The sequence below is a fragment of the Lelliottia sp. EB106-05-01-XG201 genome, from assembly GCF_058791735.1.
In genome coordinates this window covers 3,095,235-3,112,448 of the sequence record NZ_JBYTDV010000001.1, presented here as the reverse complement: position 1 = coordinate 3,112,448, position 17,214 = coordinate 3,095,235, and the positions used below count along the sequence as shown (strand labels likewise).

Here is a 17,214-nt window from a genome sequence, read left to right as displayed (position 1 = left end):
AGTGGCCATGAATACACTTGAACCACCGGCCCGCGTGCAAAAACCGGGCGGTTTTGCGCAGTGGCTGACGCGCATGCAGATGGCGCATGGGCGCAAGCTGGTGATTGCCATGCCGTACGTGTGGCTGATCCTGCTGTTCCTGCTGCCGTTTTTGATCGTCTTCAAAATCAGCCTCGCGGAGATGGCGCGAGCGATCCCGCCGTACACCAATCTGATGGAGTGGGCCGACGGGCAGCTGTCGATCACGCTTAATCTCGGCAATTTCCTGCAGCTCACGGACGATCCGCTCTATTTCGAAGCGTATCTGCAGTCTTTGCAGGTGGCGGCGATCTCGACGATCTGCTGCCTGGCGATGGGCTATCCGCTCGCCTGGGCGGTGGCGCACAGCAAACCTTCGACACGCAACATTCTGCTGCTGCTGGTGATTTTGCCGTCGTGGACCTCATTCCTGATCCGCGTTTACGCCTGGATGGGAATATTAAAAAACAACGGCGTGCTGAATAATTTCCTGATGTGGCTCGGCGTTATCGATCAGCCGCTGACGATTTTGCACACCAACCTGGCGGTTTATATCGGGATTGTGTACGCCTATCTGCCGTTTATGGTGCTGCCGATTTACACGGCCCTGACGCGGATTGACTACTCGCTGGTGGAAGCTTCGTTGGATCTCGGCGCGCGCCCGCTGAAAACCTTTTTCCAGGTGATCGTGCCGCTGACCAAGGGCGGGATTATTGCCGGTTCGATGCTGGTCTTTATCCCGGCGGTGGGCGAGTTCGTGATCCCGGAACTGCTCGGCGGCCCGGACAGCATCATGATTGGTCGCGTGCTGTGGCAGGAGTTCTTCAATAACCGTGACTGGCCAGTGGCGTCGGCGGTGGCGATTGTGATGCTGCTCCTGCTGATCGTGCCGATCATGTGGTTCCATAAACATCAGCAAAAACAGATGGGAGATCACGGATGAACAACTTACCGGTCGTGCGCTCCCCGTGGCGAATCCTGATTCTGGTGCTCGGCTTTACCTTCCTCTATGCGCCGATGCTGATGTTGGTCATTTACTCGTTTAACAGCTCAAAACTGGTGACGGTCTGGGCGGGCTGGTCGACGCGCTGGTACGGCGAGCTGTTCCGCGACGACGCGATGATGAGCGCCGTGGGACTGAGCCTGACGATTGCCGCCTGTGCGGCCACCATGGCGTCGGTGCTCGGCACTATTGCGGCGATGGTGATGGTGCGTTTTGGCCGTTTCCGCGGTTCGAACGGTTTTGCCTTTATGATCACCGCGCCGCTGGTGATGCCCGATGTGATCACCGGTCTGTCGCTGCTGCTGCTGTTTGTCGCCCTGGCGCACGCCATCGGCTGGCCGGCGGATCGCGGGATGCTGACCATCTGGCTGGCGCACGTGACGTTTTGTACCGCCTACGTGGCGGTGGTGATTTCGTCGCGCCTGCGCGAACTGGATCACTCCATTGAAGAGGCGGCGATGGATCTCGGTGCCACGCCGCTGAAGGTCTTCTTCATCATCACGCTGCCGATGATCATGCCTGCGGTGATCTCCGGCTGGCTGCTGGCGTTTACCCTGTCGCTCGACGATCTGGTGATCGCCAGCTTCGTCTCCGGACCAGGAGCGACTACGCTGCCGATGCTGGTCTTCTCCAGCGTACGCATGGGCGTGAACCCGGAGATCAACGCCCTGGCGTCGATCATCCTCGGCGTGGTCGGGGTTGTCGGTTTTATCGCCTGGTATCTGATGGCGCGGGCTGAAAAACAGCGTGTACGTGATATCCAGCGTGCAAGACGCGGCTGAAGCATTTAAAATTCTCAGTGAAGTGCCGCGCCTGTCGCGGCACTGTTTTTCAGGGAAGTAAAAACATTGGGATTTTTTAGCAAATCACGACATTCGCATGCGCGCCTCAACGTTCCTGCTCTGGTGCAGGTGGCTGCGCTCGCCATTATTCTGATTCGCTGCCTTGATCTGCTGATGGTGTTTAACATGCTCGGCGTGAAAGGCGTGGGCGAGTTTATCCATCGCAGCGTGCAGACATGGAATCTGACGCTGGTCTTTTTCGCGAGCCTGGTGCTGGTGTTCGTCGAGATTTACTGCGCGTTTTCCCTGGCGAAAGGGCGCAACTGGGCGCGCTGGGTCTATCTCCTGACGCAGGTGATTGCCACGGGCTATCTGTGGGCCGCCTCGATTGGTTACGGCTATCCTGAACTGTTCAGCATTGCCGGGGAGTCGAAGCGGGAGATTTTCCGCTCGCTGGTGATGCAGAAATTGCCGGACCTGCTGGTGCTGTTCCTGCTGTTTGTTCCGGCGTCCAGCCGGAGGTTCTTCCGCCTGCAATAATGTGTATAATCGCTGCCCTCGCGAACAATGAGGTTTTCCTATGCAGTGCGCACTCTATGACGCCGGTCGCTGCCGCTCCTGTCAGTGGATAGAACAGCCGGTTTCCCAACAACTCGCCGCCAAAATGGCCGATCTCCAGCAGCTATTGGCGGAGCATCCGGTGGCGGAGTGGTGCGCGCCTGTCAGCGGTCCGGAGCAGGGCTTTCGTAATAAAGCCAAAATGGTGGTCAGCGGCAGCGTCGAACGACCGCTGCTCGGCATGCTGCATCGCGACGGCATGCCGGAAGATCTCACGGATTGCCCGCTCTATCCCGCGTCCTTTGAGCCGGTCTTCGCCGCGCTGAAACCCTTTATCGCTCGCGCCGGTCTGACGCCTTACAACGTCGCCCGCCAGCGTGGTGAGCTGAAATATCTCCTCCTGACCGAAAGCCAGCTCGACGGCGGAATGATGCTGCGCTTCGTGCTGCGCTCTGAAACCAAGCTCGAACAGCTGCGCGCGGCCCTGCCATGGCTGCAACAGCAGTTGCCGCAGTTGAAGCTGATCACTGCCAATATTCAGCCGGTGCATATGGCGATCATGGAGGGGGAGAAAGAGATTTTCCTCACCGAACAGCAGGCGCTGGCCGAGAATTTCAACGGCGTGCCGCTGTGGATCCGCCCGCAAAGTTTCTTCCAGACCAACCCGGTGGTCGCCAGTCGGCTGTACGCCACGGCGCGCGACTGGGTGCGGGCGCTAGATATCGATCATATGTGGGATCTGTTCTGCGGAGTGGGGGGCTTTGGCCTGCACTGCGCCACGCCGAACATGAAGCTGACCGGGATCGAGATCTCCTCCGAGGCCATCGCCTGCGCGAAGCAGTCTGCCGCCGAACTGGGTCTGAAGGATCTGCATTTTCAGGCGCTGGATTCGACACAGTTTGCCACCGGCCAGGGCAGCGTTCCTGACCTGGTGCTGGTCAACCCGCCGCGTCGCGGCATCGGCAAAGCCCTCTGCGAATATCTGAGCCAGATGGCACCGAAGACGATTATCTACTCCAGCTGTAATGCCCAGACCATGGCGAAAGATATCGCGATGCTTTCGGGCTATCGCGTCGAGCGGGTGCAGCTTTTCGATATGTTCCCGCATACGGCGCACTATGAAGTGTTGACGCTGCTGGTGCGTTTGTAGTTAATGCCGGGTGGCGGCTGCGCCTTACCCGGCCTACAGGTCCAATGGTTTTTGTAGGTCGGGTAAGCGCAGCGCCACCCGACACAACCCCCCCGCACAATCTTCAACAAAATGTGAACTCTTTCGCCGCCCAAAATCAGGTAAGCTTTAGCTATTCAAGATGAATTAAGGCTTACCGATGAAGCAGATCCTGCTGGTGGAAGACGACAGCGATATCGCATCTCTTTTGCGATTAAATCTCGAAGACGAAGGCTATGCGATCACGCACGAAGCGGACGGCGCGCGGGCGCTGGAACGAATCGACCAGGCCCACTGGGACGCGGTGATCCTCGATCTGATGCTCCCGAACGTCGACGGACTGGAGATCTGCCGCCGCATTCGCCAGCTCACCCGCTATCTGCCAATCATCATCATCAGCGCCCGCAGCAGTGAAACCGACCGCATCACCGGCCTCGAAACCGGTGCCGACGACTACCTGGCAAAACCCTTCTCCGTGCAGGAGCTGATCGCGCGCATCAAAGCCCTGTTCCGCCGCCAGCAGGCGATGGGGCAGGCGCAGGCCAATGACACCATTTCAGCCCACGGCCTGACCCTCGATCCGCTCTCGCGCAGCGTGCGCCTGCACGGCAAAGAGGTGGATCTCACCCCGCGCGAATTCGAACTGCTCTGGTTTTTTGCCCGTCATCCGGGCGAAGTCTTCTCGCGCCTCGCGCTGCTGGAGCAGGTCTGGGGCTATCAGCACGAAGGCTACGAGCACACCGTTAACACCCACATCAACCGCCTGCGGATCAAAATCGAAAAAGACGCCGCCGAGCCGGAAATCATTCGCACCGTCTGGGGCAAAGGCTACAAATTTGCGGAACTGAACCATGATGCGACGTCTTAGCCTCAGCCAGCGGCTGACGCTGCTGTTTATCCTGCTGCTGATCCTCTGCGCTTCCGTCGCCTGCGTGGTGCAACTTTACGCCAGCATGCAGTACGGCAACGCGATGGTGCAGCGCCTGTCCAGCGGCCTGGCGCAGCAGATTGTCCAGCGCGAGCCGGTGCTGGACGCGCAGGGGCAGGTCGATCGCAGCCGCCTGAAACCGCTGTTTGATCGGCTGATGACCTTTAACCCGAGCGTGGAGCTGTACGTGATCTCTCCCGACGGCGATCTGCTGGCGGACGCCGCGCCGCCGGGGCATATCCAGCGCCAAAAAATCGCGATGGCACCGGTGCAAACGTTTCTCAGCGGCACCAGTTGGCCGGTGTATGGCGACGATCCCAGGAGCCTCGATAAACAGAAAGTGTTCAGCGTGACGCCGCTGAGGCAGGGCGGGGAGCTGCGCGGGTATCTGTATATCATCCTGCAGGGCGAGGAGTTTAACGCCCTGGCGGACATGGCGTGGCACAAGACGCTGTGGAGTACGGCGATGTGGTCCCTGCTGGTGGCGGCGATGTTTTCCCTGCTGGCGGGAGGGCTGGTCTGGTTCTGGGTGACGCGGCCGGTGAAGCGGCTGACGGCGGAGGTTTCCGGGCTGGAGCAGGACAGCATCAGCGCCATTAAACAGCTCGCAGCGCAAACGCCGGAACCGGGTACGGCGGATGAGGTCACGCAGCTGCGCAATACCTTTATCGAGCTGGCGCGGCAGATCACCGCTCAGTGGGACAAACTGGCCGACAGCGACCGCCAGCGCCGGGAGTTTATCGCCAATATCTCTCACGATTTACGCACGCCGCTGACGTCATTGCTGGGCTATCTGGAAACTCTGTCGCTGAAATCCGCCACCCTGAGCGCGGAGCAGCATCAGCAGTATCTGGCGACGGCCCTGCGCCAGGGGCAGAAAGTGCGTCATCTTTCGCAGCAGCTGTTTGAGCTGGCCCGGCTGGAGCACGGCGGCATCAAGCCGCAGCGCGAGCGTTTTGCGATGGCGGAGCTGATCTCCGACGTGGCGCAGAAATTCGAGCTGACCGCCCAGACGCGCCAGCTGCGGCTGCATATCGACGTGCCGGGGCCGCTGCCGCTGGTGTTTGCTGATGTGTCGATGATCGAGCGGGTGGTGACCAATCTGCTGGATAACGCGGTGCGTCATACACCGTCGGGCGGGGATATCAGGCTGTCTGTGTGGCAGGAGAATGAGCAACTGCAGGTGGAAGTGACCGACAGCGGGCCGGGGATTGACGAGTCGTTACGAGAGGATCTGTTCCAGCGGCCATCGGCGTTAAACCCGCAGGCATCGCGTGAGAATCGCGGCGGGCTGGGGTTGTTGATTGTGAAACGGATGCTGGAGCTGCATGGGGGCGGGATAGCTTTGCAGGATTTTGAACCGGGGGCGAAGTTTAGATTCTACGTTCCGCTGTAAGAGGTGCCGGGTGGCGGCTGCGCCTTACCCGGCCTACAAAAACCTCAATGACGGTTTATGTGCCGTTGTATGAAATGCCGGATGGCGGCTGCGCCTTACCCGGCCTACATAAACCTCAATGACGGTTTTATGTGCCGTTGTATGAAATGCCGGGTGGCGCTTACGCTTACCCGGCCTACAAAAACCCCCGATCCCGTAGGCCGGGTAAGGCGTAGCCGCCACCCGGCAAAAACTCGCACAATTACTGCGGGAACCACTGGTCGCTAATTTTCTGATACGTCCCGTCAGTTTTAATCGCTTTCAGCGCGCCGTTCAGTTTTTCCAGCAACACTTTATTATCCGGACGAACCGCGATGCCCAGACCGGTGCCGAAATATTGTGCATCGGTCACTTTCTCCGTCGCGGTACCCAGCTGCGGATTGGTTTTCAGCCACTCGTTCACCACCGCCGTGTCGCCAAACACGCCATCGATACGGCCATTTTTCAGGTCGATGATCGCGTTCTGGTAGCTGTCATACGCCACGGTTTTCACTTCCGGATGCTTGTCCTGCAGGTATTTCTGGTGCGTCGTGCCGTTTTCCATCCCGATGCGTTTGCCTTTCAACTGGTCAAAAGAGGTGAACGCCCCTTTCTTCGCAATCACCACCGCCGAGTTGGCGTAGTACGGGTCGGTAAAGGAGACCTGCTTGCTACGCTCCGGCGTGATGTCCATTCCGGAAATCACCGCGTCGTATTTTTTGAATTTCAGAGACGGGATCAGGCTGTCGAACGCGTGGTTGGTGAAGGTACAGTCGGCCTGCATCTGTTTGCACAGCGCTTTGGCGAGATCGATATCAAAACCGACGATCTGGTTGCTGGCATCCAGCGATTCGAACGGTGGATAAGTGGCTGAAACGCCGAAATTGATTTTATCAGCGGCCGATGCGCCTGCGGCGAAGGTTGCCAGTAATGCAGCCAGAACTAACTTTTTCATTTTAATGCTCCCGTCTGTCAATCTTGTCATTATGCGCCGTGTCTGCGGCATGGACGTACAATGCCAGTTAATGAATTTGTATGCAATAAATATGATTAAGTATTTTTATTAAGATAAAAAAAACGGGCAGTCGTTAGACTTACCCGTTTTCGTGATGCAGTTATTATGCAGTTAGTTACGACGTTCGAAGGCCAGCGCTTTGCTCTCAATGAGGCGCATCAGCAGGGTCAGCAAGCCGTTCACCACCAGATAAACCAGACCCGCGGCGCCAAAGACCATCACGTCATAGGTGCGTCCGTAGAGCAGCTGCCCGTGGCCCATCACTTCCATCAGCGTGATGGTGTAGGCCAGAGAGGTACTTTTAAACACCAGCACCACTTCGTTGGAATACGAAGAGAGCGCGCGTTTGAACGCATACGGCAGCAGGATCGCCAGAGTGTCTTTCTTGCTCATCCCCAGCGCACCGCAGGACTGCCATTGTCCTTCCGGAATGGCGCGAATCGCACCATAGAACAGCTGAGTGGTATACGCGGCGCTGTTCAGGGAGAGCGCAATCAGGGCGCACAGCCACGGCTCAGACAGCAAATGCCAGATGACCGGATACTCCTGCAGCGACGGGAACTGGCCCGGTCCGTAGTAAATCAGGAAGATCTGCACCAGCAGCGGCGTGCCGGTAAACAGGGTGATATAGGCGCGAACCACCCATACCAGCACCGGCGTTTTCAGCGTCAGAACGATGGTGAAAAAGAGTGCCAGAATCAGAGCCACCACGATGGACGCCACAGTCAGCGTCAGGCTGGTGTGCAGCCCTTTCATCAGCTCCGGTAAATACTCAAGCATCAGCCAGGTCTCCGTTCAAAACGCGTTGCGCGCAAGTCAATACGTTTAAGAACGTACTGGCTCAGCAACGTGATCACCAGGTAGATAGCCGCCGCAACGATATACCAGGTGAAAGGCTCCTGGGTGCGGGTGGCGATGCTTTTGGTTTGCAGCATTAAATCGTTGACGCTAATCAGGCTGACCAGCGCGGTATCTTTCAGCAGCACCAGCCACTGATTGCCCAGCCCTGGCAGGGCATGACGCCACATCTGCGGCATCACCAGGCGGAAGAAAATCGCCGCTTTCGATAACCCCAGCGCCTGGCCGGATTCCCACTGACCGACCGGCACCGCTTTCAGCGCGCCGCGCAGCGTCTGGGACGCATAGGCGGAATAGAGCAGGGAAAGGGCGATCACGCCGCACAGGAACGGGCTGACGTCGAAGTTCTCGATCTGCATCTGCACCGGGATCTGCGCAAAGCCGAGATTAATCGTGAAGCCATCCGACAGCATCAGCAGCAGCTGTGAGGAGCCGAAATAGATAAACAGGACCACCAGGATTTCCGGCAGCCCGCGCAGAATGGTCACCAGCCCTGAGCCCGCCCATGCGACCGGGCGCCATTTGGCTGACTCCCACACCGCAAAGAACATCGCCAGCACCAGGCCGATAATGAGTGCGCAAACGGCAAGGCCGACGGTCATCCCGGCGGCGCTTGCTAATGGAAAAAGTTCGTTCATCAGATCTTACTTCTGGAACCATTTGGAATAGATGGTCTGGTAAGTACCGTCTTTTTTCACTTTATCCAGCGCAGTATTGAGTTTCTGCTGCAGGTCGGTGTTGCCCTGACGAACGGCGATGCCAAGACCCGTACCGAAGTAATCTTTGTCCGTCACTTTATCGCCGATAGCGGCCAGTTTCGGCTCCGCTTTCAGCCACTCGGTCACCACGGCAGTGTCACCGAATACGGCATCAATACGGCCATTCTGCATATCCAGCTTGGCGTTCATGTAGCTGTCGTAAGGCACAACGGTGATTTCCGGGTGCTTATCGGTGATGAATTTCTGGTGCGTGGAGCCGTTCTGCATCCCGACTTTTTTGCCTTTCAACGCGGCGATATCGGCAATTTTGCCTTTCTGGCCGACGAACAGGGCAGAGTTTTCATAGTATGGCTGGGTGAACAGAACCTGCTTTTCACGCTCAGGGGTGATGTCCATACCGGAAATCACCGCGTCGAAACGACGGAACTTCAGGCTTGGGATCAGGCTGTCGAACGCCTGGTTGGTGAAGGTGCAGGTGGCGTCGATCTCTTTACACAGGGCGTTGGCCAGATCCACGTCGAAGCCGACGATCTTATTGCTGGCGTCCATGGATTCAAACGGAGGATACGAGGCTTCCATGGCGAAACGAATGGTCTGTGCGGCGGTAGCGGAAAGGCTGACGCTAGCAAGCAGGGCGGCTATCAGTACTTTTTTCATTGTCATTTTCCCTAACACATCAGTGAGATAAATAGTTTTTAAAGGCGTCGGTTTGCGGGGCGGTAAAGCAGCTCGCATCACCTTGTTCAACAATATGACCGTTTTCCATGTACACCACGCGGCTGGCGGTTTTGCGCGCCACTTCCACTTCATGGGTGACGATCACCTGGGTGATATTGGTTTCGGCCAGCTCGCGGATGATGCTGACGATCTGGGCGGTAATTTCCGGGTCCAGCGCGGCGGTCGGCTCATCGAACAGCAGTACCTGCGGCTCCATCATCAGCGCGCGGGCAATGGCAACACGCTGCTGCTGACCGCCGGAGAGGTGCAGCGGATAGCGATCGCTGTAGGGTTTTAAGCGCAGACGTTCGAGCAGTTTTTCCGCACGGGCGAAGGCCCTTTCTTTGCTTAACCCCAGCACGCGGCAGGGCGCTTCGATCAGGTTTTGCTGCACGGTGAGGTGCGGCCAGAGATTGTATTGCTGAAACACCATGCCGACGTTCTGACGAAGAGAGCGAATCGCTTTATCGGAAGGGGCTTTGGTGAAATCGAAATGATTCCCGGCAATATCGAGCTGGCCGGAACGTGGCATTTCAAGCAGATTGAGGACGCGCAGCAGTGAGCTTTTACCTGCGCCGCTTGGGCCAAGCAAAACCAGCGTTTCGCCCTCTGGGCAGTTCAGCGTGATGTCGAACAGCGCCTGGTGTGCGCCGTAGAAGCAGTTAATGCCGTTTAGTTGAATACTCATCGGGGCAGTCTTTACTCATCCAGGCAATCTATAGCAATTGAGGCCGCAGATAGTACCGTTGACAGAATAGTTATGCAATATTTATGCGTTAAAAGTTAAATATAAACCGTATTCAGGTTTAAACATAGCACAAAATCGCGTACGGCTATGGGCGCGAGTATAAATGTCGGCATTCCTCACGAAATGCCGCACATTTTACGGGGGAAACCATTCTGAACTAACGATTCTCGATCGACTGGCGAAGCGTTCCGGCCGGGGCGTGGACGCTGCCGCCGATGTAACGCACGTCGTCGATGGCCCAGCACTGGCCCTCGCGGATCATCAGCACTTCATCCTGCCAGGTCTGGCTGCCCTGAGTCAGTTTGACCCGCAGCGGAATGTTGCGTGCGTCGGTGTTCGGGATGGTGGAAGCGCTGGAAACCTCGGCGCTGTCAGGCAGCGTGGTACGGCTGGAGAACGGATCGGATTTGAGCAGGGCGTTGTGCTGCGGATCGCGTGCAGCGTCGTTCAGCAGTTTCGCCAGATTGTCACTCAGGTACGGGCGCAGGGCGGTGAGATCGCTGCTCTTGTGGGAAATACGGTAATCGTAGAACTGTTGAGCCACGGTGTCCGGGCCGCCGTCAATGCACGGACCGCTGCGTGTCCCGATATCCTTAAAAGCAGGGGTAACCGTGGTGGTGCAGGCGCTGAGCAGCAGCGCGCACGGCACTAAAAGCGTCAAAGCAGAATAGCGCATGTTGATTTCCTTAATGATTAACTATCCTTTCAATAATAGCGTAACGAACCGATAATGCTGTTGAGTTAGCCGCCTAAGGCATTGAACGCTAAAGAGGGAGATAAATGATGCAATTTTCCACAACCCCGACGCTGGAAGGACAACCGATTGTCGAGTATTGCGGCGTCGTGACCGGTGAAGCCATTCTTGGCGCGAATATTTTCCGCGACTTTTTCGCCGGGATCCGCGATATCGTCGGCGGTCGTTCCGGTGCCTATGAGAAAGAGTTGCGCAAGGCGCGTGAAATCGCTTTTAAAGAGCTGGGCGAGCAGGCCAAAGCGCTGGGCGCGGATGCGGTCGTTGGCATTGATATCGATTACGAAACCGTCGGGAAAGACGCCAGCATGCTGATGGTGAGCGTCAGCGGGACGGCGGTGAAAACGCGCCGATGAAACGCGTATTATCGACACTCCTGCTGGCGCTGTTGCTGGCAGGCTGTGCGGAGAAAGGGATTATCGATAAAGGGGCCTATGAGCTGGACACCCGCCATCAGGCGCAGGCCGCGTATCCGCGTATCAAAGTGCTGGTGATCCACTACACCGCCGATGATTTTGACAGCTCGCTGGCGACGCTCACGGACAAAAACGTCAGCTCCCACTATCTCATCCCCGCGAATCCCCCTCAGCCATCGGGCAAACCGCGCATCTGGCAGCTGGTGCCGGAGAAAGAGTTAGCCTGGCATGCGGGGATCAGTTTCTGGCGCGGGACCAACCGCATCAACGATACCTCGATTGGCATTGAGCTGGAAAACCGCGGCTGGCAAAAATCGAACGGCGAGAAAACCTTTACGCCCTTTGAACCGGCGCAAATCGCGGCGCTGATCCCTCTCGCCAAAGACATTATCGCCCGCTACAACATCAAGCCCGAGAACGTGGTGGCCCATTCGGATATCGCCCCCCAGCGCAAAGACGATCCCGGCCCGCTGTTCCCGTGGCAGAGGCTGGCCCAGCAGGGCATCGGTGCCTGGCCCGATCCCGCGCGCGTGACCTTTTATCTCAATGGAAAGTCGAAGTATGAGCCCGTCGACACGGCAGCGCTGCTCGATCTGCTGACGCGCTACGGCTACGAAGTGCCGGATAACAGCACCGCGGCGCAGCAAAAGCGGGTGATTATGGTCTTCCAGATGCACTACCGTCCCGAGCTCTGGAACGGTATTGCCGATGCTGAAACGCTGGCGATTGCCGAAGCATTATTAGAGAAGTACGGGCAGGGGTAATTAGCGGTGCAGTTTGCCGTGATCCCGCAGCCACGCCGCCGTGCGCACGATCCCTTCATCGAGAGTAACGATCGGCTGATAGCCCAGCTCGGTCTCGGCGCGCGTGGTGTCCAGCGTAAAATCGAAGTTCAGCTTTGACACGCCGTAGTGCGTCAGGGCCGGTTCTTTCGCCGATTTATTGCCAAAACGTTCCATGCTGCGGGCGATCATATCCAGCATCGGGTAGGGCACAGAACGAATGCGGCAGTGGATGTTCAGCTCATCAATCAGGCGCTGGACGATACTGCGCAACGTTTGCGGTTCGCCGTTGGTGATGTTGTAGGCGCGACCGGAGACCAGGTGATCGCACTCGGTCTGGCTCGCCAGCCACATCGCGTGCACCGCGTTTTCGTAGTAGGTCATATCCACCAGCGCATCGCCGCCGCGCGGCAACAGCACGCTGCCGTAGTGGTGCATCATCTGCGCCAGGCGCGGGATAAACACTTTGTCGTGTGGCCCAAACAGGCTCTGCGGACGCAGAACGGTAAAGCGGGTGTGCGGGTTGGACTGCGCGAGCAGATCGATCACCTCTTCGCTGGCCGCTTTGCTGCGCGCGAACTCACAGGCGAAACGCGCCGGGCGGAAATCTTCCTGAATATCGCGATGGTGGTGATAGTCAAAATAGAGCGACGGGGAGGAGATATGCACGAAGTTGCGCACGCCCCAGGCCACGGCCCATTCGCCGAGACGGCGGGTAGCGCGAACGTTAGCCAGGTCGAACGCCTGCTGCGTTCCCCACGGCGAGGTAAAACTGGAGCAGTGCCACAGTGTGTCGATACCGGCGAGCATGGCTTTGGCTTGCGAGGAAACCAGCTCCGTCAGATCGGCGTGGATAAATTCCGCGCCCATTTTTTGCAGGAGTTTACCCATCGCTTCGTTACGACCGGTAGCTCTGACGCTAATGCCTTTCTGACGCAAAAACTCGACCGCATTTCGACCTAAGCCGCTGGTGGCGCCGGTAACCAGTACCTTCATATCTATCCACTGTGTTGAAAAGAATTTCGTGCGCATTCTTCCGTGAATTACGTCATGTTGCAATGGGAAAGGTGAAAGAATCAGAGGATTAATCAGACTTTTTCCGTCATTCCTTCTGCAAGATGCGCAATACGCTTCGCCATACCCCGGAAGATGAACAGATGCGCCGGGATCATAAACAGCCAGTAGAACAGCCCCGGCATGCCGTGCGGGTGCCACCAGGCGCGAACGTCCAGCTCGCGGTGATCGCCTTTGTCCTTCAACGTAAAGCATAGACGACCCAGGCCGGGGGCTTTCATGCCGAACAGCAGCGCCAGCTGTTTTTCCGGCTCGACGATGATCACCTTCCAGCTGTCGACGGCGTCACCGGTCTGTAAATACGGGTGCGCAGGGCGGCCTTTTGCCAGCTTATGCCCGACCAGCAGATCCATCATTCCGCGCGTGTCCCAGAGAATGTTGCCGAAGAAATAGCGCTCTTTGCCGCCGATCTGGTTAATGACTTCCCACAGCGCGGCGAGGCTGGCGGTGGTTTTCACCGTGCAACCGGCCTGCTTCGGGTAGTAGCCATACTCCGGTCGCCAGCGGGCAAAGGCCTGGGCGTCGTACCCCCAGTCGCTGGAGTTCATCAGCTCCTCTTCCTCTTTGAGGGTGTGGCGTACCGCGTCGTCAAAGCGGATCAGATCCTGCGGGATCAGCGCCCGCAGTTCGCGGTCGTCGGCCAGCAGATCGTGTTTCAGCCCCTGGATCAGCGCCTTGGCGGTGGTCGGCGGAACCGAAGTGATCACGTTCAGGAACCACACCGAAATCCAGCTGGTGGGGAAGGGGATCGGTACCAGCCAGCGACGACGGCCGCTGACGGTCATGAAGTGTTCGAACTGCTCCTGATAGCTGAGAACTTCCGGCCCGGCCGCTTCCAGCACACGATGGGTTTGTGTGGGATGATTTAGCAGCTCGACCAGATAGTGCAGCAGGTTTTCCAGCGCAATCGGCGTGGTGCGCGAGCGCACCCAGCGCGGCGGCGTGAGCACCGGCAGGTTGTAGACCATATCGCGCATCACTTCGAAGGCCGCGGAACCGGCGCCGACGATAATGCCCGCCCGCAGTTCCGTCAACGGGATCTCCGCGCTGCGCAGCATTTCGCCCGTCAGCTGACGGGCGCGCAGATGGTCGGACTGTTCGTTTTCTGGCGCCTGGAGTGAGCTGAGGAAAATAATCTGCTTCACCGGCGTCTGGAGCAGCGCATCGCGCACGTTCAGCGCCACCTGGCGCTCATGGGCGATAAAGTCTCCGCCTTCGCCCATGCTGTGCACCAGATAATAGAGCGTATCGACGCCTTCCAGCAGCGCGGGCAGCTCCTTCGGCCAGTTGAGATCCACCGCGTGGCAGGTGACGTTGGGCAGATTGAGTTTTTGCAGGCGTTCCACATTACGTGCCGCCGCCAGCACCTGATGACCGTGCTGGCTGAGCGCCGTCGTCAGATGTTGACCGATATACCCGCTGGCGCCGAGCACCAGAATTCGTTGCGACACGTCATGCTCCTTAACGCTGTAAAAAGGCCTGCCAGTGTTTGACCACTTCCGCCAGCTGCTCGCGGCTCACGTCGAGGTGCATTACCAGACGCACAATCGGTGAGGCGTTCATCAGCACGCCGTGGGCTTTCATATACTTGCCCAGCGCCGCTGCATTTTCTTCGCCGACGCGAACGAACAGCATATTGGTGTCGTGACGCATCACATCCGCGCCGATCTCGCGCAGCTGGGTCGCCATCCAGGCGGCGTTGTCGTGATCTTCTTTCAGACGAGCAACGTTATTTTTCAGGGCGTACAGCCCGGCCGCCGCCAGAATCCCGGCCTGACGCATTCCGCCGCCGGTCATTTTACGCCAGCGGTTGGCGCGCTTGATGTAATCCGCGTTCCCGACCAGCAGGGAGCCGACCGGCGTCCCCAGCCCTTTCGACAGGCAGATGGTGAACGAGTCGCAGTACTGAGTGATATCTTTCAGCTCGCAGCCATACTCCACCACGGCGTTAAAGATGCGCGCGCCGTCGACGTGCAGGCCCAGTTTGCGCTCGCGGGTGAATTCCCACGCGGCTTTGAGATACTCGCGCGGCAGCACTTTGCCGTTGTGGGTATTTTCCAGACTCAGGAGTTTGGTGCGGGCAAAGTGGATATCGTCGGCTTTGATTTTGGCCGCCACTTTATCGAGCGGCAGGGAGCCGTCAGCGGCGGCGTCGATAGGCTGCGGCTGAATGCTGCCGAGCACCGCCGCGCCACCGGCTTCGTACAAATAGTTATGCGCGCCCTGGCCGACGATATACTCTTCGCCGCGCTCGCAGTGGCTGAGCAGCGCCACCAGGTTAGCCTGAGTGCCGGTCGGCAGGAACAGCGCCGCCTCTTTGCCGCTTAATTCGGCGGCGTAGCGCTGAAGTTCATTGACGGTGGGATCGTCACCGTAAACGTCATCCCCGACCGGGGCGGCCATCATCTCTTCGAGCATGGCGCGACTCGGACGGGTAACGGTATCACTGCGTAAATCAATCATGGCATTTCCCTGTGTTTTAAAAGGCAATGCCGACTGTTTTACCTGAGCCAGTTGGTTTTTGCCAGATCGATAACCTCGTCGCCGCGCCCGCTGATAATGGCGCGCAGCATATACAGGCTAAAGCCTTTCGCCTGCTCCAGTTTGATCTGCGGCGGAATAGCCAGCTCCTCTTTGGCGACCACCACGTCCACCAGCACCGGGCCGTCGATGGAGAAGGCGCGCTGCAGCGCTTCGTCGACCTCAGAGGCTTTTTCCACACGGATACCGGTGATCCCGCAGGCTTCGGCGATCTTCGCAAAGTTGGTGTCGTGCAGTTCGGTGCCGTCCGTCAGATAGCCCCCGGCTTTCATCTCCATCGCCACAAAACCTAACACGCTGTTGTTAAACACCACGATTTTGAGCGGGAGTTTCATCTGCACTACCGACAGGAAATCGCCCATCAGCATGCTGAACCCGCCGTCACCACACATCGCCACCACCTGACGCTCCGGCGCGGTGGCTTGCGCACCCAGCGCCTGCGGCATGGCGTTGGCCATCGAGCCGTGGTTGAAGGAGCCAATCAGGCGGCGTTTGCCGTTCATTTTCAGATAGCGCGCCGCCCAGACGGTCGGCGTACCGACATCGCAGGTAAAGATGGCGTCCTCAGAGGCGAAATGGCTGATCTGCTGCGCAAGGTACTGCGGGTGAATGGCTTTTTCGCTCGGTTTGGCGAGATCGTCCAGCCCTTTGCGCGCGTCTCGATAGTCGCTGAGGGCTTTGTCGAGGAACTTGCGATCGGTTTTCTCCTCCAGATGCGGGAGCAGGGCGGCCAGCGTCGATTTGATGTCCCCGATCAGCGCCATATCGACCTTGCTGTGCGCGCCGATGCTGCCGGGATTGATATCGATTTGGATGATTTTGGCATCATTTGGATAGAACGCGCGATAGGGGAACTGAGTGCCGAGCAGCACCAGGGTGTCGGCGTTCATCATGGTGTGGAACCCGGACGAGAAGCCAATCAGGCCGGTCATGCCGACATCGTAAGGATTGTCGTATTCCACATGCTCTTTGCCACGCAGGGCGTGAACAATCGGCGCTTTAATTTTTCCGGCAAATTCGACTAACTCTTTATGCGCCCCCGCACAGCCGCTGCCGCACAGCAGGGCGATATTGCTGGAGTAGCGCAGGAGTTGCGCCAGTTTTTTCAGCTCCTCTTCCGCCGGTGTGACGACCGGCTGCGGAGCCTGATACCAGTGCGTACTCGCCCCTTCTGGCGCGGCTTTGAGCGCCACGTCGCCCGGCAGGACCACCACCGATACGCCGCGGTTGAGGATCGCTTTGCGCATGGCGATCGCCATCACCTGCGGGATCTGCTCCGGCGTGGAGACCAGCTCGCAGTAGTGGCTACATTCACGGAACAGCTCCTGGGGATGCGTCTCCTGAAAATAGCCGCTGCCGATTTCGCTCGACGGAATATGCGCCGCTATCGCCAGTACCGGAACGTGGTTGCGATGACAGTCGAAGAGACCGTTAATCAGATGCAGGTTGCCCGGCCCGCACGATCCTGCGCACACCGCCAGCTCGCCTGTCAGCTGCGCTTCTGCGCCTGCGGCAAAGGCCGCCACCTCTTCGTGACGCGTCGGCATCCAGTCGATGGTGCCCATTCGGTTGAGGCTGTCGCTTAAGCCGTTGAGGGAATCGCCGGTGACGCCCCAGATGCGTTTGACGCCCGCCTGTTCCAGGGTTTTTGCTACGTAGGCCGCTACGGTCTGTTTCATGGTTGTCCTTCTCCGTTTTGTGATAACGCTTACAAGCTTAGAA

Annotated in this window: 18 protein-coding genes; 8 read left to right on the top strand and 10 right to left on the bottom strand. The window is 58.2% G+C overall.

The window, feature by feature from the left end:
• Positions 1–7: 7 nt before the first annotated feature.
• The 6 genes from potH (at position 8) to AC3WS9_RS14605 (ending at position 5,853) form a co-directional block, all read left to right on the top strand.
• Positions 8–961, top strand: a complete 954-nt coding sequence (gene potH / locus AC3WS9_RS14630) for a putrescine ABC transporter permease PotH (RefSeq protein ID WP_282492327.1) — start codon at positions 8–10, stop codon at positions 959–961.
• Positions 958–1,803, top strand: a complete 846-nt coding sequence (potI, locus tag AC3WS9_RS14625; RefSeq protein WP_095281394.1) for a putrescine ABC transporter permease PotI — start codon at positions 958–960, stop codon at positions 1,801–1,803. The genes potH and potI overlap by 4 nt, the downstream gene beginning before the upstream one ends.
• A 42-nt stretch (positions 1,804–1,845) precedes the next feature.
• On the top strand, positions 1,846–2,343 hold the full coding sequence (locus AC3WS9_RS14620) for a YbjO family protein (protein ID WP_390888426.1): 498 nt from the start codon (positions 1,846–1,848) through the stop codon (positions 2,341–2,343).
• Positions 2,344–2,383: 40 nt separating this feature from the next.
• Positions 2,384–3,511: a 23S rRNA (uracil(747)-C(5))-methyltransferase RlmC gene (gene rlmC, locus AC3WS9_RS14615; protein WP_492489038.1), complete on the top strand. Its 1,128-nt coding sequence runs from the start codon at positions 2,384–2,386 to the stop codon at positions 3,509–3,511.
• Between the two features lie 178 nt (positions 3,512–3,689).
• Positions 3,690–4,397 carry a response regulator gene (locus AC3WS9_RS14610; protein ID WP_285149117.1) on the top strand — a complete coding sequence of 236 codons (708 nt, stop codon included), beginning with the start codon at positions 3,690–3,692 and terminating at the stop codon, positions 4,395–4,397.
• Positions 4,381–5,853, top strand: a complete 1,473-nt coding sequence (locus AC3WS9_RS14605) for a sensor histidine kinase (protein ID WP_492489036.1) — start codon at positions 4,381–4,383, stop codon at positions 5,851–5,853. Before AC3WS9_RS14610 ends, AC3WS9_RS14605 begins: the two co-directional genes overlap by 17 nt.
• Positions 5,854–6,094: 241 nt before the next feature.
• Here AC3WS9_RS14605 and artJ read toward each other — a convergent pair whose 3' ends face one another.
• From artJ to AC3WS9_RS14575, 6 genes are all read right to left on the bottom strand, one after another.
• Positions 6,095–6,826: an arginine ABC transporter substrate-binding protein ArtJ gene (gene artJ, locus AC3WS9_RS14600; RefSeq protein ID WP_492489034.1), complete on the bottom strand. Its 732-nt coding sequence runs from the start codon at positions 6,824–6,826 to the stop codon at positions 6,095–6,097.
• A 171-nt stretch (positions 6,827–6,997) separates the two neighbouring features.
• A complete protein-coding gene (gene artM / locus AC3WS9_RS14595) occupies positions 6,998–7,666 on the bottom strand; it encodes an arginine ABC transporter permease ArtM (protein WP_492489033.1) in 669 nt (222 codons plus the stop codon).
• Positions 7,666–8,382 carry an arginine ABC transporter permease ArtQ gene (gene artQ, locus AC3WS9_RS14590; RefSeq protein WP_282492334.1) on the bottom strand — a complete coding sequence of 239 codons (717 nt, stop codon included), beginning with the start codon at positions 8,380–8,382 and terminating at the stop codon, positions 7,666–7,668. The genes artM and artQ overlap by 1 nt, the downstream gene beginning before the upstream one ends.
• Before the next feature lie 6 nt (positions 8,383–8,388).
• Positions 8,389–9,120 (bottom strand): arginine ABC transporter substrate-binding protein ArtI, encoded by a 732-nt coding sequence (artI, locus tag AC3WS9_RS14585; RefSeq protein WP_095281402.1) that lies wholly within the window; start codon positions 9,118–9,120, stop codon positions 8,389–8,391.
• Between the two features lie 19 nt (positions 9,121–9,139).
• The gene (gene artP / locus AC3WS9_RS14580; RefSeq protein WP_492489031.1) at positions 9,140–9,868 is read right to left on the bottom strand and encodes an arginine ABC transporter ATP-binding protein ArtP; all 729 of its coding nucleotides are present in this window, start codon (positions 9,866–9,868) and stop codon (positions 9,140–9,142) included.
• A 217-nt stretch (positions 9,869–10,085) separates the two neighbouring features.
• Positions 10,086–10,604, bottom strand: a complete 519-nt coding sequence (locus tag AC3WS9_RS14575; protein ID WP_492489029.1) for a lipoprotein — start codon at positions 10,602–10,604, stop codon at positions 10,086–10,088.
• A 107-nt stretch (positions 10,605–10,711) separates the two neighbouring features.
• On the opposite strand from AC3WS9_RS14575, the gene AC3WS9_RS14570 reads away from it, so the two are divergent.
• Together AC3WS9_RS14570 and AC3WS9_RS14565 are read left to right on the top strand one after the other, a co-directional pair.
• Positions 10,712–11,035, top strand: coding sequence for a heavy metal-binding domain-containing protein (locus AC3WS9_RS14570; protein ID WP_012016782.1), 324 nt, complete (start codon positions 10,712–10,714; stop codon positions 11,033–11,035).
• The gene (locus AC3WS9_RS14565; protein WP_492489027.1) at positions 11,032–11,859 is read left to right on the top strand and encodes an N-acetylmuramoyl-L-alanine amidase; all 828 of its coding nucleotides are present in this window, start codon (positions 11,032–11,034) and stop codon (positions 11,857–11,859) included. The genes AC3WS9_RS14570 and AC3WS9_RS14565 overlap by 4 nt, the downstream gene beginning before the upstream one ends.
• Here the strand turns inward: AC3WS9_RS14565 and AC3WS9_RS14560 are convergent, their stop codons facing one another.
• From AC3WS9_RS14560 to poxB, 4 genes are all read right to left on the bottom strand, one after another.
• Positions 11,860–12,873, bottom strand: coding sequence for a 3-beta-hydroxysteroid dehydrogenase (locus AC3WS9_RS14560; RefSeq protein ID WP_095284225.1), 1,014 nt, complete (start codon positions 12,871–12,873; stop codon positions 11,860–11,862). It lies immediately after the preceding gene.
• A gap of 92 nt (positions 12,874–12,965) precedes the next feature.
• Complete coding sequence (locus tag AC3WS9_RS14555; RefSeq protein ID WP_492489025.1) at positions 12,966–14,402, bottom strand: SDR family oxidoreductase; 1,437 nt, start codon at positions 14,400–14,402, stop codon at positions 12,966–12,968.
• Between the two features lie 10 nt (positions 14,403–14,412).
• Positions 14,413–15,414, bottom strand: a complete 1,002-nt coding sequence (gene ltaE, locus AC3WS9_RS14550) for a low-specificity L-threonine aldolase (protein WP_492489023.1) — start codon at positions 15,412–15,414, stop codon at positions 14,413–14,415.
• A 38-nt stretch (positions 15,415–15,452) separates the two neighbouring features.
• Positions 15,453–17,171, bottom strand: a complete 1,719-nt coding sequence (gene poxB / locus AC3WS9_RS14545; RefSeq protein ID WP_492489021.1) for a ubiquinone-dependent pyruvate dehydrogenase — start codon at positions 17,169–17,171, stop codon at positions 15,453–15,455.
• Between the last annotated feature and the right edge of the window lie 43 nt (positions 17,172–17,214).